The 26,764-nt window shown below is 67.1% G+C and carries 3 protein-coding genes; all 3 read left to right on the plus strand.

The features are described 5' to 3' along the window. The first annotated feature begins 8 nt into the window (after nt 1-8). From LDO41_RS01700 to LDO41_RS01710, 3 genes are read left to right on the plus strand one after another with little or no spacing between them, the layout of a single operon-like run. Nucleotides 9-3,287 carry a non-ribosomal peptide synthetase gene (locus LDO41_RS01700; RefSeq protein ID WP_223981049.1) on the plus strand — a complete coding sequence of 1,093 codons (3,279 nt, stop codon included), beginning with the start codon at nt 9-11 and terminating at the stop codon, nt 3,285-3,287. A 3-nt stretch (nt 3,288-3,290) separates the two neighbouring features. Further along, nucleotides 3,291-18,725 carry a non-ribosomal peptide synthase/polyketide synthase gene (locus LDO41_RS01705; RefSeq protein WP_223981053.1) on the plus strand — a complete coding sequence of 5,145 codons (15,435 nt, stop codon included), beginning with the start codon at nt 3,291-3,293 and terminating at the stop codon, nt 18,723-18,725. Continuing rightward, a complete protein-coding gene (locus tag LDO41_RS01710) occupies nt 18,726-26,621 on the plus strand; it encodes a non-ribosomal peptide synthetase (RefSeq protein ID WP_223981056.1) in 7,896 nt (2,631 codons plus the stop codon). The last annotated feature ends 143 nt before the right edge of the window (nt 26,622-26,764 follow it).

Here is a 26,764-nt window from a genome sequence, read left to right on the forward strand (position 1 = left end):
CCTTCGATATGCACGATCTTTCCGCTCGACGCGCCAGCCTGAGCCCGGCGCAGCTCGCGTTGCTACGCCAGCGCCTGCGTGGTGGTGGCGGCGCCGTGTCCACCGACCCCGGCATCGTGCCGCGTCCCGCCGATACCGCGATTCCGCTCTCGTTTGCCCAGCAACGGCTATGGCTCGCGTGGCAGCTGGACCCGCACAGCACGGCGTATCACCTCTGTGGCGGCCTGCGCTTTGCGGGCACGCTCGATGCCGATGCGCTGCGCCAGTGCATCGAAGCGATGGCCGCGCGCCACGAATCGCTGCGCACCGTGTTCCGACCCAATGCCGCGGGCGAACCCGAGCAGATCGTGCAGCCCACGTCCACGCTCACGCTGGAATGGGGCGTGACCGAGTTCGCCGGCGCGGATGGGCTGCAGGCTGCGGTACGCCGCATCTGCGATACCCCATTCGATCTGGCGCAGGGTCCGCTGATGCGTGCCGTGCTGTTCAAGACCGGCGATGCCGCGTACGAACTGATCGTGGTCATGCACCACATCGTCTCGGATGCATGGTCGACGCAACTGATCCTCGACGAGCTGGCCCGCGCCTATCGTGCGCGGCTGAGCGGCGCTAACGCATCGCTGACGCCACTGACCATCCAGTACGCGGATTACACCGTGTGGCAGCGCCAGTGGCTCGCCGAGGGCGAGGGCGCGCGACAGCTCGACTACTGGCGCACGCAGCTTGGCGGCGAGCATCCCGTGTTGCAGTTGCCGACCGATCGTCCGCGCCAGGCTACAGCAGGCTATCGCGCGGCGAATCATGTATTTGCGTTGCCGGCCGAGGTGCTGGCGCAGGCGCGGCAACGTGCGCAGACGGCCGATACCACGCTGTTCGCGGTATTGCTGGCGGCCTTTCAGGCGTTGCTGTCCCGCTATACCGCGGAGACGACGATTCGCGTCGGCGTGCCGTTCGCCAACCGCAATCGCGCGGAAACCGTGGGTGTGGTCGGCTTCTTTATCAATACGCAGGTGCTGCAGTCCACGGTTGGCATGCGGACCACGCTCGCGGCGTTGCTTGCGCAGGTGCGGGAGGCCTCGGCCGGTGCGCTGGCCAATCAGGACCTGCCGTTTGAACAGTTGGTGGAGGCGCTGCAGCCCGAACGCAGCCTGAACCATCACCCACTGTTTCAGGTCATGTTCAACCACGTGCGACGCGATGCGCGATCGCTCGCCGAATGGCCGGGGCTGACGGTGACGCGGCTAGACCTTGCCCATCACGCCGCGCAGTTCGAGCTGATGCTGGAGTCGATCGAACAGGAGGACGGGCAAGTCCAGCTGACGTTGCGCTATGCCGTCGAGTTGTTCGACGAAGCCAGTGTCGCGCGCATGGCTTCGCACTATGAGGCTTTGGTGCGGGCGTTGGCAGCGAACCCCGACACGATGATAGGCGACGTGAAGTTGCTGTCCGCAGCGGAATCCGCATTGCTGCGCGAGTGGAGCGAGAACACGACGGTCCACGAGGCGGTGGAACCTGTGCATCACCAGATCGAGCGCCGCGTGCGTGCGCAACCAGACGCGGTGGCGGTAGTGTTTGGCGACCAGTCGCTGACCTACGCCGCGCTCAATGCACGGGCCAATCGCCTCGCGCATCGTCTGATCGCGGAGGGCGTGCGCCCCGATATGCCGGTGGGCATTATCGCCGAGCGCTCGATCGAGATGGTGGTGGGCCTGCTCGCGATCATGAAGGCCGGCGGCGCTTATGTGCCGATCGACCCCGAGTATCCGCGCGACCGTATCGCGTACATGATCGAGAGCAGCGGCATGACGCTGCTGCTGGGCCAGCCGCATCTGCGGCAACCGGGCGTGGCGTGGCTGTCGTTAGAAGATAACGACGATAGCGCAGACCACGATCCGCAGGTGCCGCTGCATGCCGAGCATCTTGCCTACGTGATCTTCACCTCGGGCTCGACCGGCAAGCCGAAGGGCGCAGCCAATCGCCATGGCGCGCTGAGCAACCGTATCGCATGGATGCAGCAGGCCTATGCGCTGACCGCGCACGACACCGTGCTGCAGAAGACGCCGTTCAGCTTCGACGTCTCGGTCTGGGAGTTCTTCTGGCCGCTGATGATCGGTGCACGACTTGTCGTGGCCAACCCGGGTGACCACCGCGATCCGGCCCGGCTGGTGGCACTGATCCGCGCGCATAACGTCAGCACGCTGCACTTCGTACCCTCGATGCTGGGTGCTTTTATGGCGCACGACGGCGTCGACGCATGCACGAGCCTGCGCCGCATCGTGTGCAGCGGCGAGGCATTGCCGGCAGAGGTGCAGGGGCAAGTGCTCGCGCGCCTGCCGCGGGCCGCGCTGTACAACCTCTATGGCCCGACCGAAGCGGCGATCGACGTCACGCACTGGACCTGCCGCGATGACGGGCAGAGCCAGGTGGCGATCGGCCAGCCGATCTCGGGCATCCGCACCTATGTGCTGGACGGCAGCCTGAACCTGACCCCACGCGGTGTGGCGGGCGAGCTGTACCTCGGCGGGATCGGTCTCGCGCGCGGCTATCTGGGTCGTCCGGGCCTGAGCGCGGAGCGCTTCGTCGCCGATCCGTTCCAGACCGGCGAGCGTCTGTACCGCACCGGCGATCTGGTGAAGTGGCGCGCGGATGGCCAGATCGAGTATCTGGGCCGCATCGACCATCAGGTGAAGATCCGCGGGCTGCGGATCGAGCTGGGCGAGATCGAGGCGCAACTGCTGGCACAGCCCGAGGTGACCGAGGCAGTGGTAGTGGCACGCGACGGCACGCGCCTGATCGCGTATGTCGCCTGCTGCGCGCCGTTCGATGCGGAGACGATGCGGGCACGGCTGGGCGGCGTGCTGCCGGACTACATGGTGCCGGGCGCGCTGGTGGTGCTGGAGCGACTGCCGCTGAACGCCAACGGCAAGATCGACCGCAAGGCGCTGCCCGAACCGCAGGCGCAGGCGCGCACGTACGAGGCGCCGCAGGGCGAGGTGGAGCAGGCGCTGGCGGCAGTGTGGGCGGAAGTGCTCGGCGTCGAGCGCACCGGGCAGATCGGTCGCCACGACAACTTCTTTGAACTCGGTGGCCACTCGCTGGCGCTGGTGCGCGTCAACGCGTTGCTGACCAGCCGCCACGGATGGGACGTTCCCATGCGTCAGCTCTTCGATCATCCCACCATCGCGGCCCTTGCGCCGCATGTCACTGCAGAGCAGGGCGCCGGTCAGGGCGACCGGCAGCAGCGCCTGTCCCTGATGGATAGCCTGCTCAACGAACTCGAGGTGTAAGTCATGGCATTGGAAGCACAGCAGATCGCCCGCCGCGTCGCGGCGCTGGCGCCGCAGGCGCGTCGGGAATTCCTGAAGAAGCTCGAGGCGGCCGGACTGAGCGCGGCGGAACTGCCGATCGTGCCGGCCGATCGATCCAGCACGCTACCGCTGTCGCATGCGCAGCGCGGCATGTGGCTGACCTGGCAGCTTGATCCCTCTAGCCCCGCGTATAACCTGCCCGGCGCGCTGCATCTTGACGGTGCGCTCGATCGCGACGCGCTGTTGGCCAGTCTGAACCAATTGGTAGCGCGGCATGAGATTCTGCGCACGGTGTACGAGGCTGGCGTCGATGGTGAGCCAGTGCAGCGTGTCTTGGCCGAAGCCCTTGTGGACATGCCAAATCACGATCTGCGCGACAACGCGCAGTCGCTGCAAAGCGAGCTCGACGCGTTCTGCGCCACACCGTTCCAGTTGGACGCGGCCCCGCCGTTCCGCGCGGCGCTGTTCCACACAGGCGACAACCAGCATGTGCTCGCGCTGGCGATTCACCATATCGCCGCCGATGGCTGGTCGATCCGCATCGTGATCGACGAGCTGCTCGGCGCGTATGAGGCCATCGTGGCCGGCCGACCGCTGACGTTGTCGCCGTTGCCGCCGATGCCGATTCAATACGCGGACTTCGCAGTGTGGCAGCGCAACTGGTTCGATGCCGGCCTGCTCGATCGTCAGCTCGCATACTGGACCGAGCGCCTCGGCGACGAGCATCCGCCCATCGATCTGCCGTTCGATCACGCCCGTCACGCGAACCCGACCCAGCATGCCGATGCCTTGCTGGCGGAGGGCCGTCATATGGTGAAGCTGCCGGTTGCACTGAGCGACCAGCTGCGTGCATTTGCGCGGGAGCAGGGCGCGTCGCTGTTCATGGTCATGCTGGCGTTGTTCAAGGTGACGCTGCATCGCTATAGCGGGCAGGCTGACGTGCGCGTCGGCGCGCCGATTGCAAGCCGGCAGAAAGCGGAAACGCTGGGGCTGGTCGGATGTCTGCTCAACGTGCAGGTATTGCGCACGCAGCTCGACGTCGGTCAGGGCTTCGCCGCGCTGCTGGCCAGTGTGCGTGACACGGTGCTGGATGCGCAGGCGCATCCGGACCTGCCATTCGAGGCATTGGTCGATGCGTTACAGCCCGAGCGGCAAGCGGGCGTGCATCCACTGTTCCAGGTCAAATGCACACAACAGGAAGATCGGCCGTCGACCCTCACGGCTGGTGGCCTGCAGATTCGCGTGCAGGAACTCAGCGGCGGTCGCGCCCACTTCGACCTCAGCTTCGACTTTACCGATCGCGGCAATGGTGGCAATGGTGGCGATGGCGGCGATGGCATCGAGGGCGTGCTGGCCTACGCCGCCGCGCGCTTCGACGAGGCGACGATCGCGCGCTTCGCCCGCGCGCTGGTCGGCATTGCCGAGCAGGCGATGCAGGCGCCCGAGCTGCCGCTGGTGGCTTACCGCGTGCCGGGCGCGCAGCCGATGCTGTGCGGCCCCACGGAGTCCTTCCCCGCGCACGATCTGCTCGCGTTGTGGGATAACGCCGTACGCACCGTTCCGCAGCGCGACGCGGTACGTCATGAAGATCTGCACTTCAGTTACGCGATGCTGGACGCGCATGCCAATAGCCTTGCCAGCGCGCTGCGGGCGCGCGGCGTGGGTACAGAGGCGCGCGTGGGTATCTTCGCCGACCGTTCGTGCGAGTTCGTGCTGGGCGTGCTGGCCGTGCTGAAGGCGGGCGCCACCTATGTACCGCTGGACCCGCAGCTGCCCGCCGAGCGGCTGGCCTATCAACTCGAGAACAGTGGCGCCGCGTTGCTGCTGGCCGCGCAGACGCCGCCGTGGCAGGTGGTGGTGCCGGTGATGGCACTGGGCTTCGAGGCGTCGCCTTCGGCGGTGGCCGGGTCGTGGCCGGCGGTGGATGCGAACCAGGCTGCGTACATCATCTACACCTCGGGCTCGACGGGGCAACCCAAGGGCGTGACGGTCACGCGTGGTGCGCTGACGAATTACGTGCAGGCGGTATTGCAGCGGATGGAGCTGCCCGCCGAAGCAAAGAGCCTTGCCATGGTTTCGACCGTGGCGGCCGACCTCGGCCACACCAGCTTCTTCGGCGCGCTGTGCAGCGGTCGCACGCTGCATCTGATCGCCCGCGAGCGCGCGTTCGACCCCGATCGCTTCGGCGCATATATGGCCGAGCATCGCATCGACGCGCTCAAGATCGTGCCGAGCCATCTGCAGGCGCTGCTTCAGGCCGCCACGCCGGCCAACGTGTTGCCACGCCGGCTGCTCGTGGTGGGCGGCGAGGCCACGCATTGGGAGCTGCCTGATCGCATACGCGCATTGCGTCCGGAATGCCGCGTGATGAACCACTACGGGCCATCCGAGACCACGGTCGGGGTGCTCACGCAACCGGCTGCCGACGCGGGTCGGGTGGTGGCGAGCCTGCCGATCGGCAGGCCGATGGCCAATATCCAGGCAATGGTGCTCGACGCCGACCTCAATCCGGTGCCGCAAGGCGTCGCCGGCGAGTTGTATCTGTCCGGCGCGGGGCTGGCACGCGGCTACGCCGCACGCCCGGGGCAGACCGCCGAGCGCTTCGTCGCGCATCCGCAGTACCCCGGCGCGCGCATGTATCGCACCGGCGACAAGGTTCGTCTGCTCGGCGATGGCAGCATCGCGTTCCTGGGACGTGTCGACGATCAGATCAAGATTCGTGGCTATCGCGTGGAGCCGGGCGAGGTCCGCCGCGCGATCCTGATGTTGCCGGGTGTGTCGGCAGCCGAAGTTCTGCCGATGGCCGCCAGCGACGGTGCGGAGGGGGACGCTAACCGCATCATGTTGTGCGCGTACGTGGTCGGCGAGGATGCCGAGGCCACGCGCATCCGCGCCAGTTTGTCCGCATTGCTGCCGGACTATATGGTGCCGGCCTCGATCGTGCGGCTCGATGCGCTGCCGCTGAACGCCAACGGCAAGATCGACCGCAAGGCGCTGCCGCAACCCGCGCGCGACAGCGGCACGACGTACGAAGCCCCGTGCAACGCGTTCGAGCAGACGCTGGCCGATATCTGGGCGGAGTTGCTCGGCGTGGAACGCGTGGGGCGGACCGACAACGTATTCGCACTGGGCGCCGATTCGATCCTGAGTCTCAAGGTGGTGGCCCGCGCGCGCAAGCAGGGCATCAAGGTATTGCCGCGCCAGTTGCTCGAGCATCAGACGCTGGCGGACCTGTCGCGCGTGCTGCAGCCCGAGGCGGCGGTCGCTGCGACTTCGGCGCAGGCACCCATCCCTCGACTAGCTGATCGCTCGGCCGCGCGTCCGTTGTCTCACGCGCAGACGCGTCAATGGTTCGTCTGGCAGATGGACCCGCACAGCACCGCGCATCATATTGCCGGCGGCCTGAGGTTGCGTGGCCGGCTCGACGTGGCGGCACTGCGTGCCAGTCTCGCGGCGGTGGTGCAACGTCACGAGGCACTGCGCACGGTCATCGAAGCCGACGCCGAAGGCATGCCCCTGCAACGCGTGCGCGAGGAGGTGGTGTTTGACCTCACCACGTACGACGCCGTCGACCTGATCGCGGCCAATGCGGAGGCGGCGCGCATCGCCCTGACGCCGTTCGCGCTCGATGGCGGCACGCTGATTCGCGCGGGCCTGATCCGGCTCGCGGATAACGATCACATCCTGGTTGTGGTCATGCACCACATCATCTCGGATGGCTGGTCGATGCGCCTGATCGTCGACGAGTTCGTGCAGCGCTACCGCGCGGAGCTGGGCGAGTCCGTGCCCTCGCTGCCGCCGTTGGCACTTCATTACGCGGACTATGCAGTCTGGCAACGGCAATGGCTGGAGGACGGCGAGCAGGCGCGTCAACTGGGCTACTGGACCACGCAACTTGGCGACGAGCATCCCGTGCTGCAGTTGCCAACCGACGCGCCGCGTCGCGCCGCCGATGGCTATCGCGAAGCGCGGCATGAGGCGACGCTGCCGCGCGACCTCGTGCAGGCGCTGAGCCGTACCGCGCAGGCCAACGGCGCCACGCTGTTTATGACGCTGCTGACGGCGTTCCAGGCCTTGCTGAGCCGCTACACCGCGCAAGGCGATATCCGGGTGGGGGTGCCGATTGCCAACCGTCATCGCGCGGAAACGCAGGATGTGGTCGGCTTCTTCGTGAACACGCAGGTCATGCGCCTGCAACTGGGTGCGCGCACCACGCTGACGGAGGCGCTGGCACAGACGCGCGAGGCCGCGTTGGGTGCGCAGGCACATCAGGATCTGCCGTTCGAACAACTGGTGGAAGCGCTGCAACCTGAGCGCAGCCTGAATCATCATCCGCTGTTTCAGGTCATGTTCAATCACCAGCGCGATAGTCGCGCGGTACTGGCGCGGCTTTCGGGGCTCACGGTCGAGCCGCATGCGGTAGGTGAGCAGGCGGCGCAGTTCGAGCTGGTGCTGGACAGCATCGAGCAGGACGATGGACAACTGAAGCTGACGCTGCGCTACGCCGCCGAACTGTTCGAACCGCGCACGATCGCGGCCATGGCGACGCATTATGAAGCGCTCGTGCGTGCGCTGGCCGAGCGGCCCGAAACGCCGGTGGCTGAGGTGCCGTTGCTCACGGCTTCGGAGTCGACGTTGTTGCGCGACTGGAGCGAGAACACCGCCGTGCATGAGGCGGTGGAACCTGTGCATCACCAGATCGAGCGCCGCGTGCGTGCGCGACCGGATGCGGTGGCGGTAGTGTTTGGCGACCAGTCGCTGACCTACGCCGCGCTCAATGCACGGGCCAATCGCCTCGCGCATCGTCTGATCGCGGAGGGCGTGCGCCCCGATATGCCGGTGGGCATCATCGCCGAGCGCTCGCTTGAGATGGTGGTGGGCCTGCTGGCCATCATGAAGGCCGGCGGCGCTTATGTGCCGATCGACCCCGAGTATCCGCGCGACCGCATCGCGTACATGATCGAGAGCAGCGGCATGACGCTGCTGCTGGGCCAGCCGCATCTGCGGCAACCGGGCGTGGCGTGGCTGTCGTTAGAAGATAACGACGATAGCGCGGACCATGACCCACAGGTGCCGCTGCACGCGGAGCACCTCGCCTACGTGATCTTCACCTCGGGCTCGACCGGCAAGCCCAAGGGCGCAGCCAATCGCCATGGCGCGCTGAGCAACCGTATCGCATGGATGCAGCAGGCCTATGCGCTGACCGCGCAGGACACCGTGCTGCAAAAGACGCCGTTCAGCTTCGACGTCTCGGTCTGGGAGTTCTTCTGTCCGCTGATGATCGGTGCACGACTTGTCGTGGCCAACCCGGGTGACCACCGCGATCCGGCCCGGCTGGTGGCACTGATCCGCGCGCACGACGTCAGCACGCTGCACTTCGTACCCTCGATGCTGGGTGCCTTTATGGCGCATGACGGGGTGGAAGCCTGCACGAGCCTGCGCCGCATCGTATGCAGCGGCGAGGCGTTGCCAGCGGAGGTGCAGGGGCAAGTGCTCGCGCGCCTGCCGCGGGCCGCGCTGTACAACCTCTATGGCCCGACCGAAGCGGCGATCGACGTCACGCACTGGACCTGCCGCGATGACGGGCAGAGCCAGGTAGCGATTGGCCAGCCGATCTCGGGCATCCGCACCTATGTGCTGGACGGCAGCCTGAACCTGACCCCACGCGGTGTGGCGGGCGAGCTGTACCTCGGCGGGATCGGTCTCGCGCGTGGCTATCTGGGTCGTCCGGCGCTGAGCGCGGAGCGCTTCGTCGCCGATCCGTTCCAGACCGGCGAGCGTCTGTACCGCACCGGCGATCTGGTGAAGTGGCGCGCGGATGGCCAGATCGAGTATCTGGGCCGCATCGACCATCAGGTGAAGATCCGCGGGCTGCGGATCGAGCTGGGCGAGATCGAGGCGCAACTGCTGGCACAGCCCGAGGTGACCGAGGCAGTGGTAGTGGCACGCGACGGCACGCGCCTGATCGCGTATGTCGCCTGCTGCGCGCCGTTCGATGCCGAAACGATGCGGGCACGGCTGAGCAGCGTGCTGCCGGACTACATGGTGCCGGGCGCGCTGGTGGTGCTGGAGCGATTGCCGCTGAATGCCAACGGCAAGATCGACCGCAAGGCGCTGCCGGAGCCGCAGGCGCAGGCGCGCGCGTACGAGGCGCCGCAGGGCGAAGTGGAGCAGGCGCTGGCGGCGGTGTGGGCGGAAGTGCTCGGCGTCGAGCGCGCCGGGCAGATCGGCCGTCACGACAACTTCTTCGAGCGCGGTGGCGATTCGATCGTGAGTCTGCAGATCGTGTCGAAGGCGCGCCGCGCTGGGTGGAAGATCACGCCGCGTCAGATGTTCGAGCGCCAGACGGTGGCGCAGCTCGCGTCGGTTGCGGAGGCTGTTGCGTCAGGCCACGCCGCGCCGGGCTACACCGCCGCGCAGGGCGAGGTCCCGCTGCTGCCATTCCAGGCCGCATTTTTCCAGCTGGACCTGCCCGTGCGCGACCACTGGAATCAGGCCGTGCTGCTGCGGAGTGCCGCGCCGATCGAGGCCGGGGCTCTCGCGCGCGCACTGTCTGCGGTGGTCGAGCATCACGACGCGCTGCGCATGCGCTTTGTGCAGGAGGGCGAGGTCTGGAAGCAAACGTGTGTGAGCGCCGAGATGAGCGCCGAGATGAGCGACACCACCGGACTGCTTTGGCAACGCACGGCGGCGAGCATCGATGATGTTCCCGTACTGTGCAACGCGGCGCAGCGCAGCCTCGATATCGGTCGCGGACAGCTGCTGCGCGCATTGCTGATCGACGTCGGAGGCGAGCAGCGGTTGCTGCTGGCGATCCATCACCTTGCGGTGGATGGCGTGTCGTGGCGCATTCTGCTCGACGATCTGCAACACGCGTATGCACAGAGCACGGCCGGCACGCCGCCAGCGGCGCTTGCACTGCCGGCACGCACCGCCAACCTTCAGGACTGGGGCAATGCGCTGCGGACCTACGCCGACCGTCATGGCGACGAGCTCGCCTACTGGCAGTCCCTGCAAACGGTGCCGGCCGCGCTGCCGTGCGACCATCCCGATGGCGCCGCCATCGTCGCCACGCGCCGCAGCGTGACGCTGCAACTCGATCGTGCCAGCACCGAAGCGCTGCTGCGGCAGGCGCCGGCCGCCTACCGCACGCAGATCAACGATATCCTCCTGACCGCGCTGGGGCGCGCGCTGTGCGCGTGGACCGGGCAATCGAGCGTGCTGGTGGATGTAGAAGGTCACGGTCGTGAAGATCTCGACCATCTCGATATCTCGCGCACGGTCGGTTGGTTCACCAGTCTCTACCCGGTGGCATTGCAGCCCGTCGGCGAGATCGGCCACGCGCTGCGCACCGTCAAGGAATGTCTGCGCGCGGTGCCCGGCAACGGTATCGGCCACGGCATCTTCCGCGCGCAAGGCGCCACGCTGCCGCGCGCGCGGGTCGTGTTCAACTACCTCGGCCAGTTCGACACCGCCTTCGGCGAAGCGTGGAAGCCCGCGGCGGAATCTGCTGGCGACGTGATGGACGGTGGCGCCGCGCTGATGCACGACATCGCCATCAATGGTCAGGTCTATGACGAGGTGTTGCAGCTCACGCTGCATTACAGCGGCGCACGGTATCTGCAAGACACCATGGAGGCGCTGGCCGAAGGCTTCCGGCACGAACTGGAGGCGACGATTGCGCATTGCCTCAGTGGCGTCCAGGGTGTCACGCCCTCGGACTTCCCGCTGGCGCGACTGACGCAGTCGCAGCTCGACCGCATTGCCGTACCGGCGGCCACGCTGCAAGACCTCTATCCGCTCTCGCCGATGCAATCGGGCATGCTGTTCCACAGCGTGTACGAAGCCGATGCCAGCGGTGCCTATCAAGGCCAGTTGCGCGTCGATATCGATGGGCTGGACGTGGCCCGGTTCCGCGCGGGCTGGCAGGCCGCCTTCGACCGGCACGAGATCCTTCGCTCGGGCTTTCTGCCGGGCGACACGCCGTTGCAATGGGTGGCGCGACAGATCGAGGTACCGCTGGTTGTGCACGACGGCGCAGCCGATATCGATGCACTGGCTCTGGCCGATCGCAGCAAGGGCTTCGATCTCGCGCAGCCGCCGCTGATGCGCCTGACGCTCGTGCGTACGGGCGCGGATCGCCATCATCTGATCTGGACGCATCACCATCTGTTGCTCGATGGCTGGAGCACCTCGCAGTTGCTGGGCGAGGTGCTGAGCCACTATGCCGGCCACACGCTGCCCGCGCTCACGGGGCGCTTCCGCGACTACATCGCGTGGCTGGGCCAGCAGGACGTCGGCCAGTCCCAGACCTACTGGCGCGAGCGGCTCGCCGCGCTCGACATGCCCACGCGCGTGGCGGAGGCGCTGCCGCAGTCCACCGCACGCGCCGGCTACCGCGAGTATCCGCGCGCGCTCGATGCCAGCCAGACCGCAGCGCTCACCGCATTTGCACGCACCAGCCGGGTCACGCTCAATACGCTGATCCAGGGCGCATGGGCGCTGCTGTTGCAGCGCCTGACCGGGCACGATACGGTCTGCTTCGGCGCCACCACGGCCGGCCGTCCGATGCAACTGACTGGCGCCGATCGCATGGTCGGGTTGTTTATCAATACCGTGCCGGTGCTGGCGCAGGTCCATCCGGGCCAGCCGCTGTCCACGTGGATCGCGCAGTTGCAGGCCCAGGGCACCGCCTCGCGCGAGCATGAGTACCTGCCGCTGCACGATATCCAGCGCGCGGCGGGGGCTGCGGGGAAGGGGTTGTTCGACACCATCATCGTGTTCGAGAACTACCCGATCGACGAAGCGCTCGCGCGTCAGGACAGCGGCCTGCGCTTCCACAACGTGCATTCGGTCAACGGCAATCACTATCCATTGACGCTGCGGGTGAAGACTGGTGACACGTTGCGCTTCGATTATCTGCACGACCTCGCGCATCTGGACGAAGCCATGGCGGAGCGCGTCGCTGGCCAGTTTGAAGCGCTGCTGCTGGGCATGGCTGCGGCCGGGCCGCAGGCCGTGCTGGGTACGCTGACGCATGACACCACAAACGGGCCGACCGGCGAAGCCGCTCCCGCCGATTGGGCGGCCGACGTCCTCACGCTGTGGCGCCAGTCGGTACAACGTACGCCGACGGCGCTGTCAGTCGCGGACGAGATGCGGCAGCTGACCTTCGCCGAACTCGACCAACTGAGCGATGGCCTCGCACACGCATTGCGCGCGCACGGCGTGCGGCACGAGATGCGCGTGGCCGTCCATGCGCAGCGCCGCGTGGAACTCGTGCTCGGACTGCTGGCCGCGCTGAAAGCGGGCGCCGCCTACGTGCCGCTCGACCCCGCGTTGCCGCAGGCACGTCTGGCCTATCAGATCGCGGACAGCCAGGCCGCGATCGTGCTCGACGCGGAGGACTTGTCGTGGGCGCCGGACGTTCCCGTGCTGTCGTTGCGGCAGGCATGGGAGGTAACGGCAGCAGCAACGCTACCGCAGACCACTCACCCGCATCAAGCCGCTTACCTGATCTACACCTCGGGCTCCACCGGACAACCGAAGGGCGTGGTCGTGAGCCACGGCGCGCTGGCCAACTACGTGCAGGCGGTGCTGCGGCGCATGGATCTGCCCGAGGCGGCGCGCAGCATGGCCATGGCTTCCACGGTGGGTGCCGACCTCGGGCATACCGTGCTGTTCGGCGCGCTCTGCTCGGGCCGGCTGCTGCATCTGCTGGCCGCGGAGCGAGCCTTCGATCCGGATCGCTTTGCCGACTATATGCGCCGGCACGAGGTGGATGTATTGAAGATCGTGCCGGGCCATCTACACGCGCTGCTGAGCGCCCAGCGTCCGCAGGACGTGCTGCCGCGCCATCGGCTGGTGGTGGGCGGCGAAGCGACGCGCTGGCCGCTGCTCGATCGCATCGCCGAGCTGAGCCCCGGCACGCGTGTGATGAACCACTATGGCCCGACCGAGACCACGGTCGGCATTCTCACGCAGGAAGCCGCCGAAGCCGACCGTGCCGCCGCGACGCTGCCGGTGGGCCGTCCGCTCGCAGGCAACGCCGCCTATGTGCTCGATGCCGGCCTCAATGCGGTGCCGCCTGGCGCCGCGGGCGAGCTGTATCTGGGCGGTGCGGGTCTGGCGCGCGGCTATCAGGGCCGTGCCGCGCAGACCGCCGAGCGCTTCGTCGCCAGCCCCACTGGCAATGGCGAGCGGCTGTACCGCACCGGCGACCGTGTGCGTGTGCGCGAGGACGGCAGCCTGGAGTTTCTGGGCCGCGTCGACGATCAGGTCAAAATCCGCGGCTATCGCGTCGAACTGGGCGAAGTCGCGCTCGCGCTGCTGGCGTTGCCCGGTGTGGGCAAGGCCGAGGTCATCGCGCGCGATGCCGAGGACGGACGCGCGCAACTGTATGCGTACGTTGTCGCAAAGGACGGTACCGCTCTCGATACCGCCAGCCTGCGCGAGCAATTGGCCAGCCGCCTGCCGGAGTACATGGTGCCTGCCGCGATTGTCGCGCTCGATGCGCTGCCGCTCAACGCCAATGGCAAGGTGGACCGTCGCGCATTGCCGGAACCCACGTTCCAGCAGGCCGACAGTTTTGCCGCGCCGGAAGGCGAAGCGGAAGCCGCCATCGCACAGGTATGGGCCGAAGTCCTGCGTGTCGAACGCATCGGCCGTTACGACAATTTCTTCGAACTCGGCGGCGATTCGATCCTCACGCTGCAAATCGTGGCGCGTGTGCGTCGACGTGGGTGGAAGCTCACGCCACGGCAACTGATGGAAGGGCAGACCGTAGCCGCAGTGGCTGCGGTGGCCACGCCCGTCGCGGCGGCGCCCGCTGCCAAGACCGTCGAAACTTCGGACGAGTGGTTCCCGCTCACGCCAGTCCAACGCTGGTTCTTCGCGCAGCAGTTTGCCAATGCCAGCCATTGGAACCAGTCGCTGATGCTGGAAAGCACAGCCCCCGCCGACGCGGCGCTGGTGCGCCGCGCAGTGGCACATGTGGCCGATCATCACGATGCACTGCGTCTGCGCTTTGCGCAATGTGACGGCAGGTGGCAACAGTCGATCGGGCCGATCGGTCAGCTTGCGTTCGAGCACCTCGACCTGCGCGCCGCGCAAGACTCCGCCGCAGCCATCACGGAAGCCGCCAGCACCGCGCAGCGCAGTCTCACGCTGGCGCAGCCGTTCAAGGCGGTCTGGATGGATCTCGGATCGTCGGGACGACTGTTGTTGGCCGCTCACCATCTGGTGGTGGATGGCGTGTCGTGGCGCGTGATCGTGGAAGATCTGCAGGCCGCTTTCGCGCAGCTCGAGTCCGCACAGGCGGTGCAGTTACCAGGCAATGGTGGCGTGCTGCGCGCGTGGACCGTCATGCTGGAGGCGCACGCGAATAGCGAAACACTGCGGACCGAGTTGCCATACTGGCAACGCACGCTCGCCGGCGACAACACGAGCCTGCCGGCCATCGCCGGCGGCTCGAACCACGTCGCCGATGCGCACGCGCTTAGCGTGACGCTCGGTGCGACGCGCACGCGTCAGTTGCTGAACGAGGTGCCGCAGGCCTATCGCACGCAGATCAACGACATCCTGCTGGCGGCATTGGCGCGCACGTTGTGCGAGTGGGATGGGCGAGAGAGCGTGCTGATTGAACTCGAAGGCCATGGCCGAGAGGAGCTGGATAACAGTCGCGACAACGACGGCCTCGATCTGTCGCGCACCGTGGGCTGGTTCACTACCTTGTTCCCGGTGCGGATCGCGCCCGGCAACGCGGGACCCGGCGCTACCATCAAGGCCGTGAAGGAGCAATTGCGCAGCGTGCCGCGCAAGGGCATCGGCTATGGCGTGCTGCGCTATATGACCGAGGCCGGCAATATGCTCGGCGACCTCGGCTATCCGCAGGTCACGTTCAACTATCTGGGACAGTTCGACCAGACCTTCGACACGAAGGGCGTCTGGCGTGCCGCGCGCGAGCATGCCGGCGTGCAGCGTGCGGCGGACAGCGCGCGCCGGACCTGGTTCGACATCGGCGCCGTCGTGCATGACGGGCAACTGAGCCTGAGCTGGTCGTTCAGCCGCGCGCTGCACGACACCGCGACCGTGCAAGGTCTGCTCGATCGGTTCCAGTCGCACCTCGACGCATTGATCGCGCACTGCATCGATGGCGCGCACGGTGTTACGCCGTCCGATTTCCCGCTGGCGCAACTGTCGCAGGATCAGCTCGATGCGCTGCCGATGTCGGCGGGCACGGTGGCGGACCTGTATCCGCTGTCGCCGATGCAGGCCGGCATGCTGTTCCACAGCCTGCTCGAGCCAGAGGGTACCGCGTACCTCAATCAACTGCGCTTTGCCTTCGAGGGCCTCGATGTCGAACGCTTCCGTGCCGCCTGGCAAGCGGTATATGCGCACCACGATGTGTTGCGCACGGGCTTCCTGCCCGGCGAGCCGCCGCTGCAATGGGTCGCGCGGTCCGTCACGCTGCCGCTTGTGGAACTCGACTGGCGCGGGCAGGGCGCGGCGGAATGCGAGGCCGGGCTCGAGGCGCACGCCGCCGCGGAACTGGCACGCGGCTTCGATCTGTCGGCGCCGCCTTTGATTCGTCTGGTGCTGATCCGCACCGGCGACCGTACGCATCATCTGATCTGGACTGGGCACCATCTGCTGCTGGATGGCTGGAGCACCTCTCAATTGATGGGCGAGGTCCTGCGCGCGTACGCCGGCCAGCCGCTGCAGGCGCAGAAGGGACGTTATCGCGACCATATCGCGTGGTTGCAGGCGCAGGATGCCGATGCCGCGCGCCGCTTCTGGAGCACGCAGCTGGCACGTCTGCAGGGCAACACCCATCTGGCCAAGGCGCTGCCGCTCGCCGCCGAAGCGGCTCATGGCAAGGGGCTGCATACACGCGCGCTGGACGACGCCGCGACGAGCGCGCTGACCCAGTTCGCGCGACGCGAGCACATTACGCTGAACACGCTGGTGCAGGGCGCCTGGGCCTTGCTGCTGCAACGGTACACGGGGCAGGCATCGGTCGCGTTCGGGGCGACGGTCGCTGGTCGCCCCGGCGAACTGGCTGGCGCGCAAACCATGCTCGGGCTGTTTATCAACACGTTGCCGGTGGTCACCGCGCCCGCACCGGGCCAGCGCGTGGGGGATTGGTTGCGCGATGTGCAGGCGCAGAATATTGCCTCGCGCGATTACGAGCACACGCCGCTGTACGAGATTCAGCGTTGGGGTGGACAGAGCGGCCAGGCGCTATTCGACTCGGTACTGGTGTTCGAGAACTATCCGGTCGATCAGGCTTTGCGCGAAGCGCTGCCCGGCGGCATGCAGGCTACCGTTACGCATCGCCGCGACGAGACCAGCTATCCGATGACCGTGTCGGCGTTTGCGGATCCCACGCTGACGCTGCAGTTTGGCTACGACCGGGCGCTGTTCGACGATGCCACCGCGGCGCGCGTGGCCGATCACACGGTGCGTCTGCTGGAGGCGCTGGCGCAGGAAGGCCATCATGCGGTGGGAGCGGTGGCGGCGCTTTCGGCCGACGAGCGCGAGCAACTGACGACGTGGGGCAGCAACGATGCTCGTGCCACCGAGATCCCGCTGGTGCACGAAGCGGTGCAGGTGCATGCGTGCCTGCGCCCCGATGCGCTGGCGGTGCTGGTTGAGGATGACGCGGAAGGGCTGGACTATCGCACGCTCAATCGCCGTGCCAATCGCGTCGCGCACGCGTTGATCGCGCAAGGCGTGCGTGCGGACACGCGCGTAGGGCTGGCCGTGCCGCGCTCGGCCGATATGGTGGTCGCACTGCTCGGTATCCTCAAGGCAGGCGCGGCCTATGTACCGCTCGACCCCAACTATCCGGCCGAGCGTCTGGCCTATATGGTCGAGGACAGCGGTATCGGCTGGCTGATCACCGACAGCACGGTACGCGACCGTTTGCCGCGAGCCAATCTGCTGGATCTCGACAGGCTGCTGGAATACCCGCACGAGCACGATCCGGATGTCGCGGTCCACCCGGACCAGCTCGCCTACGTGATCTACACCTCGGGCTCCACCGGCCGTCCCAAGGGTGTGGGCATCTCCCACGCCGCGCTGGCCGAGCATGCGCAGGTCTCGATCGGCTTCTTCGGCCTGACCGCGCAGGACCGCATGCTGCAGTTCGCTACGCTGAACTTCGACGGCTTTGTCGAGCAGCTCTATCCGCCATTGTGCGCGGGTGCGGCCGTGGTGTTGCGCGGCCCGCAGCTGTGGGATAGCGAGACGTTCTATCAGCGCCTGATCCAGCAGCGCATCAGCGTGGTCGATCTGACGACGGCCTACTGGTTCCTGTTGGTGCAGGACTTCGCACGGCAGGGCCGACGCGACTACGGCGCGCTGCGACAGGTGCACGCCGGTGGCGAAGCGATGCCGCCGGAGGGCCTGCGGGCCTGGTGTGAAGCAGGCCTCGATCACGTGATGCTGCTCAATACCTACGGCCCGACCGAGGCCACGGTAACGGCCACGGTGCTCGATTGCGCGCCATACGTTGAAGGTGCGCCGCTGCCGGTGCAGATGCCGATTGGCACGCCGCTGTCTGGGCGTCGTGTGTACGTGCTCGACGCACAGTTGCAGGCGACACCTGCTGGCGTGGCGGGAGAACTCTGCATCGGCGGCGATCTGCTGGCACGCGGCTATCTGGGCCGCGCGGGGCTGAGTGCCGAGCGCTTTGTGGCGGACCCATTCGATGCTGATGGTGGTCGCCTGTATCGCACCGGCGATCTGGTCCGCTGGACGCGCGCGGGCGAGCTCGAATATCTGGGGCGCATCGACCATCAGGTGAAGATTCGCGGCTTCCGCGTGGAGCTCGGGGAAGTGGAGGCGCGCCTGCTGGCGCAACCGGGCGTACGCGAAGCGGTGGCACTCGCGCAGCCGGCACCGGGAGGCGGCCTGCGACTGGTCGGCTACGTATCGCCACAGCCGGGCAGCACGCTCGATGCCGACGTCCTGCGTCAGGCGTTGGCAGCGGTGCTGCCCGAGTACATGGTGCCGGCGCCGCTGATGGTGCTGGAGAAGTTGCCGCTGAATCCGAACGGCAAGGTGGATCGGCACGCGCTGCCGGCGGCGGACGCGGTGCAGACGGTGTCAGAACCCCCGCAGGGTGAAGTGGAAGAAGCGCTCGCCGCAATCTGGGCCGATGTACTCGGTGTCTCTGCCGTCGGCCGTCACGACAACTTCTTCGCGCTCGGCGGTCATTCGCTCGCCGTCCTGCACACGCAGTCGCGCGTGCAGCGCACGCTCGGCGGACATCTGCCCCTCAAAGCCTACTTCGAACACGCGACGCTGAGCCGTCTGGCCGGCGTCCTGCAAGCCCATCTGACCGAAGGTGCCGCCACGGAAGCGGCCGGTCTGAACGAGATCGACGATCTCCTTGCCTCTCTGGAGAATTGAATGGACCCACGGAAACAGGCCCTCGCCGAACGATTCATCGCGCTGCCCGCCGATAAACGCAAGGAATTCCTCGCCGCGCTGCGCCGTCAGGGTATCGACTTCGGCCTGCTGCCCATCGTCCCTGCGCCCGCGGAGGAACGACTCGCACTGTCCTCGGCGCAACAACGGCAATGGTTCCTGTGGCAGCTCGATCCCGGCAGCGCCGCATACCATATCGCCGGTGCGCTGCGCCTGCGCGGCCGGCTCGACATCGACGCGCTCGAGGCCAGCTTTCAGGCCCTCGCCGCGCGCCACGAATCGCTGCGCACGGTGTTTCGTGCCGGCGCCGATGGGCTAGCGGAGCAGGTGATCCAGCCCGCGGTGACATTGCCAGTGGCCCGGCTGGATCTGGGTCATGTGATGACGAGCGAGCGGGAAGCGCAGGCACGTGAGACGGCATTGCGCCTGACGCGGGAACCGTTCGATCTCGGGCAAGGGCCGCTGATGCGTGTGGCCGTGCTGCGCCTGGCGGACGACGAGCATCTGCTGGTCGTGACCATGCACCACATCATCTCGGATGGCTGGTCGATGCAGATCATCGTCGACGAGTTCGTGAAGCTTTACCGCGCGCGCGTGCAAGGGACCGCGGCAGAACTGGAGGCCTTGCCCGTCCAGTACGCTGACTTCGCACTGTGGCAGCGCAACTGGCTGGAAGCCGGTGAACGCGATCGTCAGCTCGCGTACTGGCAGGCGCGACTGGGTAACGAGCATCCTGTGCTGCAATTGCCGGCCGATCATGTGCGCCGCGCCGCGGCCAGCTATCGTGCCGCCAAGCATGCGTTCGATATCCCCACGCCACTGGTGGCCGCGTTGCGCCAGCGCGTGGCGGAGAGCGGCGGCACGTTGTTCGCGGCACTCCTCGGCGGCCTGCAGGCGCTGCTTCATCGCTACACCGGACAGCACGATATCCGCGTGGGCACGCTGGTCGCCAACCGCCAGCGCGCGGAAGTCGCGGGCATGGTCGGGTTTTTCGTCAATACGCAGGTGTTGAGCAACAAGCTGCGTGCGGACATGCCGCTGGAGACGGTCCTCGATCAGGCCCTGAACGGCGTGCTGGAGGCGCAGGCGCATCAGGATCTGCCGTTCGACACACTGCTGGACGTGCTGCGCCCCGAGCGTGGACTCTCCGCGAATCCGCTGTTTCAGGTCCTGATCAATCATCAGCAGGAGGACTACCAGCCGAGCCACGATCTGCCCGAACTCAATGTGGCGGGGTTCGACCTCGGCGCCACGGAAACGGACTCGCGCTTCGAACTGATGCTCGATACGGTCGAGCGCGCCAGCGGCATTGTCGGCGTACGCATGACTTACGCGGCCGATCTGTTCGACGCTTCCACCATCGACCGGCTCGGCAGCCACTATATGGCCATGCTGCAGGCGCTGGCCGACGCTCCGGCTCAGGCGCTGGGCGAGGTACCGCTGCTGTCGGCGGACGAGCGCGAGCAACTGACGACGTGGGGCAGCAACGATGCTCGTGCCACCGAGATCCCGCTGGTGCACGAAGCGGTGCAGGTGCATGCGTGTCTGCGCCCCGATGCGCTGGCGGTGCTGGTGGAGGATGAAGCGGAAGGGTTGGACTATCGCACGCTCAATCGCCGTGCCAATCGCGTCGCGCACGCGTTGATCGCGCAGGGCGTGCGTGCGGACACGCGCGTAGGGCTGGCCGTGCCGCGCTCGGCCGATATGGTGGTCGCACTGCTCGGCATCCTCAAGGCAGGCGCGGCCTATGTACCGCTCGACCCCAACTATCCGGCCGAGCGTCTGGCCTATATGGTCGAGGACAGCGGTATCGGCTGGCTGATCACCGACAGCACGGTACGCGACCGTTTGCCGCGAGCCAATCTGCTGGATCTCGACAAGCTGCTGGAATACCCGCACGAGCACGATCCGGATGTCGCGGTCCACCCGGACCAGCTCGCCTACGTGATCTACACCTCGGGCTCCACCGGCCGTCCCAAGGGTGTGGGCATCTCCCACGCCGCGCTGGCCGAGCATGCGCAGGTCTCGATCGGCTTCTTCGGCCTGACCGCGCAGGACCGCATGCTGCAGTTCGCCACGCTGAACTTCGACGGCTTTGTCGAGCAGCTCTATCCGCCATTGTGCGCGGGTGCGGCCGTGGTGTTGCGCGGCCCGCAGCTGTGGGATAGCGAGACGTTCTATCAGCGCCTGATCCAGCAGCGCATCAGCGTGGTCGATCTGACGACGGCCTACTGGTTCCTGTTGGTGCAGGACTTCGCACGGCAGGGCCGACGCGACTACGGCGCGCTGCGGCAGGTGCACGCCGGTGGCGAAGCAATGCCGCCGGAGGGCCTGCGGGCGTGGCGTGAAGCGGGGCTCGGTCACGTGAAGCTGCTCAATACCTACGGCCCGACCGAGGCCACGGTAACGGCCACAGTGCTCGATTGCGCGCCATACGTTGAAGGTGCGCCGCTGCCGGTGCAGATGCCGATTGGCACGCCGCTGTCTGGGCGTCGTGTGTACGTGCTCGACGCACAGTTGCAGGCGACACCTGCTGGCGTGGCGGGAGAACTCTGCATCGGCGGCGATCTGCTGGCACGCGGCTATCTGGGCCGCGCGGGGCTGAGTGCCGAGCGCTTTGTGGCGGACCCATTCGATACAGCGGGAGGACGTCTGTATCGCACCGGTGATCTGGTCCGCTGGACGCGCGCGGGCGAGCTCGAATATCTGGGGCGCATCGACCATCAGGTGAAGATTCGCGGCTTCCGTGTGGAGCTCGGGGAAGTGGAGGCGCGCCTGCTGGCGCAACCGGGCGTACGCGAAGCGGTGGCACTCGCACAGCCGGCACCGGGAGGCGGCCTGCGGCTGGTCGGCTACGTATCGCCACAGCCGGGCAGCAGCCTCGATGCCGACGTCCTGCGTCAGGCGTTGGCAGCGGTGCTGCCCGAGTACATGGTGCCGGCGCCGCTGATGGTGCTGGAGAAGTTGCCGCTGAATCCGAACGGCAAGGTGGATCGGCACGCGCTGCCGGCGGCGGATGCGGTGCAGACGGTGTCCGAACCCCCGGAGGGTGAAGTGGAAGAAGCGCTCGCCGCAATCTGGGTCGATGTACTCCGCCTCAACGCAGTTGGTCGTCACGACAATTTCTTTGCACTCGGCGGTGACTCGATCCTGAGCCTGCAGATCGTGTCGCGTGCGCGACTGGTTGGCTGGGCGGTCACGCCGCGCCAGATGTTCGAGCAGCAAAGCGTGGCCGCGCTGGCCACCGTCGTGCAACGACGGAACGATACCGAAGGCCTTGCCCCTGCACCCGCAGTGGTGCGCGGACACCTGGCCGACTACCTGACGCCAGCGCAGATCGCCGGCCTCGATTTCGGCGCCGACGAGGTGGAAGACGTCTACCCATTGTCCCCGACGCAGGAGGGCATGCTGTTTCATACGCTGGAGGCGTCCGGCAGCGGTCTCTATATGAATCAGCGTAGCGTGCCGGTGCGCGGTCTGGATCCCGCGCGATTGGAGGCCGCCTGGCTCGCGATGGTGCGCCGTCATCCGATTTTGCGCACCGCGTTTGTCTGGCAGGAAGGCATGGCACGCGCGGTGCAGGTGGTGCGCCGCGACGTTGCCACCGGCATCACGCTGCTCGACTGGCGCGGGCAGGCTGATATGCAGGACGTGCAAGCACGCCTGACCACGCTCGCCGACGAGGAGTTGCGTCGCGGTTTCTCGCTGCAGGCGCCGCCGTTGTCGCGCGTGTGTGTCGTCAGGCTCGACGACGACCAGTACCAGATCATCTGGACCGAGCACCATATGCTGCTCGACGGTTGGGGCGAGACGCGCCTGATGGGCGAATGGCTGCAATCGTACGCGGGCGAGGCACTGGGCGAACTGGCGCCGGGCTATGGCAACTACGTGCGCTGGCTCGGTGAGCAGGACCCTGCCGTGGCCGAAGCGTTCTGGCGCCAGACGCTGCGTGAGGTCGAGGGCCCGACACTGCTGGCGGAGGCAGTGCGTGCGCCGCAGGGAGAGCCCGCCTACGACAAGATCTATACGCATCTGGCGCCCGACGCCACACGCGCGCTGCAGGACTTTGCCCGGCGCGAACGCGTAACCATGAATACCGTGGTGCAGGCCGCCTGGGCGCTCACGCTGCAACGTCATCTGGGCCGCAGGCAGGTGGTGTTCGGCGCCACGGTCGCCGGCCGTCCGCCGTCGCTGGCCGGGTCACAGGAAATGATGGGCCTGTTTATCAATACGATTCCTGTACCGGTGTCGATGCCCCCGGCCACGCGGCTCGGCGACTGGCTGCGTGAGTTGCAGGACCTCAACCTGAATCTGCGCGAGTTCGAGCACAGTTCGCTCGCCGATGTGCAGCGCTGGCAAGGCTCCTCGGGCCGGCCGCTGTTCGATACCATCATCGTGTTCGAGAACCATCCCATCTCGCAAACGCTGCGCAATGCCGCGAGCTATGGGCTGGAATTCGGCTCGGTGGCCAGTCAGTCGCTGACCGGCTATGCGGTGGACCTGCAGGTGATCGTGCAGGACAGTGGCATGGAGATCGAGTACTGCTGCGCGAGCCATCAGATTCCCTCCGCCTTCGCGGAGGCGTTGCGCGCGCAGATGGAGCAGCTGCTTGCGGCGTTCGGAGTGCTCGCGGCGTTCGGCGCCGCTGCGCAACGGCCGCTGGGCGAGCTCACCTGGCTGACACCTGACGCCACGCAGTCGCTCGAGGCGCAGGGCCGCCAGGCGCTGGCGCTACCGGGTGCCGACACCGTGCCCGCACTGGTGCATGAATCCATCGCCGCGCATGCGACCACGCGCCCCGACGCCATCGCCGTGCGCATGGGCGACGATGCGCTCAGCTTCGGCGAACTGAATCGGCGCGCCAATCGCCTCGCCCATGCGATGCTGGCGCGCGGCATCACGCACGAAAGCCTGGTCGGCGTGGCATTGCAGCGTTCGCCGCAGATGATCGTGGCGTTGCTCGCGGTGTTGAAGACCGGCGCGGCATACGTGCCGCTGGACCCGGCCTATCCCGCGGATCGTCTTGCGTACATGATTGGGGACAGCCGGCTCGCGCTGCTGATCACGCAGGACGCTGTCCGCGCGCGGCTCGGCCTCGACGCACTCGCGCCTGACGCGACGGTGCCGGTGCTGGACCTCGACGCGACGTTGGCCGACGGCGAGTCCGGCACGCTGGCGGACCACGATCCCGACATTGCCGTGCCACGCCATGGGCTGGCCTACATCATCTACACCTCGGGTTCCACCGGCCGCCCGAAAGGCGTGGCGGTATCACACGGGCCGCTGGCCATGCATTGCCGCGCGACGTCACGCATCTACGCGATGACCACTTCGTCCTGCGAGATGATCTTTATGTCGTTCTCGTTCGACGGTGCGCATGAGCGCTGGCTTACCGCGCTGACCACCGGCGCGAGCATCGTGCTGCGCGACGACGAACTCTGGACGCCCGAGCAGACCTATATCGCGCTGGGCCGCTACGGCGTGACCCATGTCGCGTTCCCGCCCGCGTACCTCGGTCAGATTGCCGAATGGGCGGTGGGACGCACGGACATCCCGCCTGTCGAGGTCTACGTGTTCGGTGGCGAGGCCATGCCGCGCGCCACCTACGACCTTGTGCGGCAGACCCTGCGGCCGCGCTATATGCTCAATGGCTATGGCCCGACGGAAACCGTGGTCACCCCATTGATCTGGAAGACCCCGGCCGACAAGGCGATCGACTGTGCCTACGCGCCGATCGGCCGGCCCGTGGGCGAGCGCACGAACTGGGTGTTGGACGAAGATCTGCGTCTGGTGCCGCCCGGCGCCGTGGGCGAGCTCTACGTCGGCGGCGAAGGCGTGGCGCGTGGCTATCTGCGGCGTCCGGACCTGACCGCGGAGCGCTTCGTGGCCGACCCGTTCTCCACCGATGGTGGCCGGCTCTATCGCACCGGCGACCTCGTGCGCTGGATGGAGGACGGCAATGTCGAGTACATCGGTCGCGCGGACCATCAGGTGAAGGTGCGGGGCTTCCGCATCGAGCTTGGCGAAATCGAGGCGCGCGCGCGTGAAGTGCCCGGCGTGCTCGATGTGGCCGTGGTGACCCGCAGCGGTCCGTCGGGCAACCAGCTCGTCGCCTACCTCGTGCCACTGTCTGGCATCACGAGCGGCGATCTGGTGGAACGCGCGCGGGCGCAACTGTCCACGCGCCTGCCCGAATACATGGTGCCCGCACACATCATGGTGTTGCCCGCGTTGCCGCGCCTGATCAGCGGCAAGCTGGACCGCGCCGCGCTGCCCGAGCCGGAGGTCAAGGCCGAGGCGGTCTACCAGCCGCCGCGCAACGACGTCGAACAGCGCATGACCGAGATCTGGCAACAGGTGCTAGGCGTCGAGCGCGTTGGGATTACCGACAACTTCTTCGAACTCGGCGGCGACTCGATCCTGAGCCTGCAGGTCATCTCGCGCGTGCGCAATGCCAAGCTGGGCATCGCGCTCAGTCTGCGCGACCTCATGCGCCACCAGACCATCGTGGCGCTGATGGCGCGCGAGGAAGCGCAGCCAGCGGTGGCCATTGTGACCGGCCGCGCCGAAGGTTTGGTCCCGTTGATCCCGATTCAGGCGTGGTTCTTCGAAACGTCGATTCCGCACCGCCATCATTACAACCAGTCCGTTTTGCTGCGCGCGGAGCGTCCGCTCGTCGATGCGCATCTGCAGCAGGTGACGGCATGCATCGCGCAACGCCACGACGCGTTGCGCCTGCGGTTTGCGCAACAGCCCGACGGCACATGGGCGCAGCGCTATGCCACGCAGGATGCCGAGGGCGTGCTGTGGACGCGCGACGTCGCCAATGCCGACGACATCGCCGCGGCGAGTGATGCCGCGCAACGCAGCCTGAATCTGGAGAATGGTCCGCTCTGGCGCGTCCTGCATATGCGCCATGCCGATGGCGGCGCACGCCTGCTGATCGTCATCCACCACCTGGTCGTGGACGGGGTGACGTGGCGCATCTTGCTGGATGAACTGCAGACCGCCTATCGCCAGCTTGCTCAAGGCGAATCGATCGTGTTGCCGCCGCTCAGTGTCCCGTTCAAGGCATGGGCGGAGCATCTGCAGGCGAGGGCGGCATCGCCCGCGCAACTGGCGGAGGCGTCTTACTGGCAAGCTCAGGTGCGCGACACGGCCGACTTGCCACGCGACAACGCCGATGCGGAAGCGCTGGTCGCCCAGACCACCTCGGCTCGCGTGGTATTCGATCGCGACATCACGGCCCGCCTGTTGCGCGCGGTGCCCGCTGCCTTCAACACCGGCATCGAGTCGCTGCTGCTGGCCGCGCTGTCGCGCGTCATCGCCCAATGGACCGGCCACGCCGCCACGCTCGTCAACCTTGAGGGCCATGGACGTGAAAGCGATGAGGCTGGTCTCGACCTCAGCGCTACCGCCGGGTGGTTCACGAGTGCGTATCCGGTGCGTCTGACGCAGGGGCAGGGCAGCGTCGAGGACACCATCGCCGCCACGCGCGACACGCTCCGTGCGGTGCCTGGCAAAGGCATCGGCTATGGCGTGCTGCGCTACCTGAGCACCGACAGCGCGATCCGTTCGGCCTTGCGCGGCGCCGAGCCGCGCATCACGTTCAACTATCTGGGGCAGTTCGACCAGACCTTCAGTGAGGACTCGGCGTTCGCGCCGGCCACGGAAGCGGCGGGCGCCATGCGCAACGAGGCAGGGCCGCTCGCGAACTGGATCGAGATCGTGGGCCGGGTCTATGACGGCCAGTTGTCGATCAGCTGGATCTACAGCGACGCGATGTTCCGGCCGGCCACGCTGGAAGCGCTCGTCGACGCGTACCAGCGCGAGCTGGAGGCTTTCGCCCGCCTCGGGGAGGCCGCGATCGAGGCATAAGGCAGGCAGGGGGGCGGGGGTGGGAATAAGGCGCTGGCAAGTCAGCGATCGAATTCCCCTCCGTTCCCTAGGCGATTTGCGATGCCGGTTACGGGAAAGGCAAGAAATGTGACATCATTGGCAATGATTCTCATTCGCCTTTA

It is taken from the genome of Cupriavidus pampae, assembly GCF_914271485.1.
In the GTDB taxonomy this organism is placed as follows: Bacteria; Pseudomonadota; Gammaproteobacteria; order Burkholderiales; family Burkholderiaceae; genus Cupriavidus; species Cupriavidus pampae.

What these genes read in the sequence shown, in the direction of transcription:
- LDO41_RS01705 (WP_223981053.1), top strand. Translation starts at nt 3,291, where the DNA reads ATGGCATTGGAAGCACAGCAGATCGCCCGCCGCGTCGCGGCGCTGGCG.
- LDO41_RS01700 (WP_223981049.1), top strand. Translation starts at nt 9, where the DNA reads ATGCACGATCTTTCCGCTCGACGCGCCAGCCTGAGCCCGGCGCAGCTC.
- LDO41_RS01710 (WP_223981056.1), top strand. Translation starts at nt 18,726, where the DNA reads ATGGACCCACGGAAACAGGCCCTCGCCGAACGATTCATCGCGCTGCCC.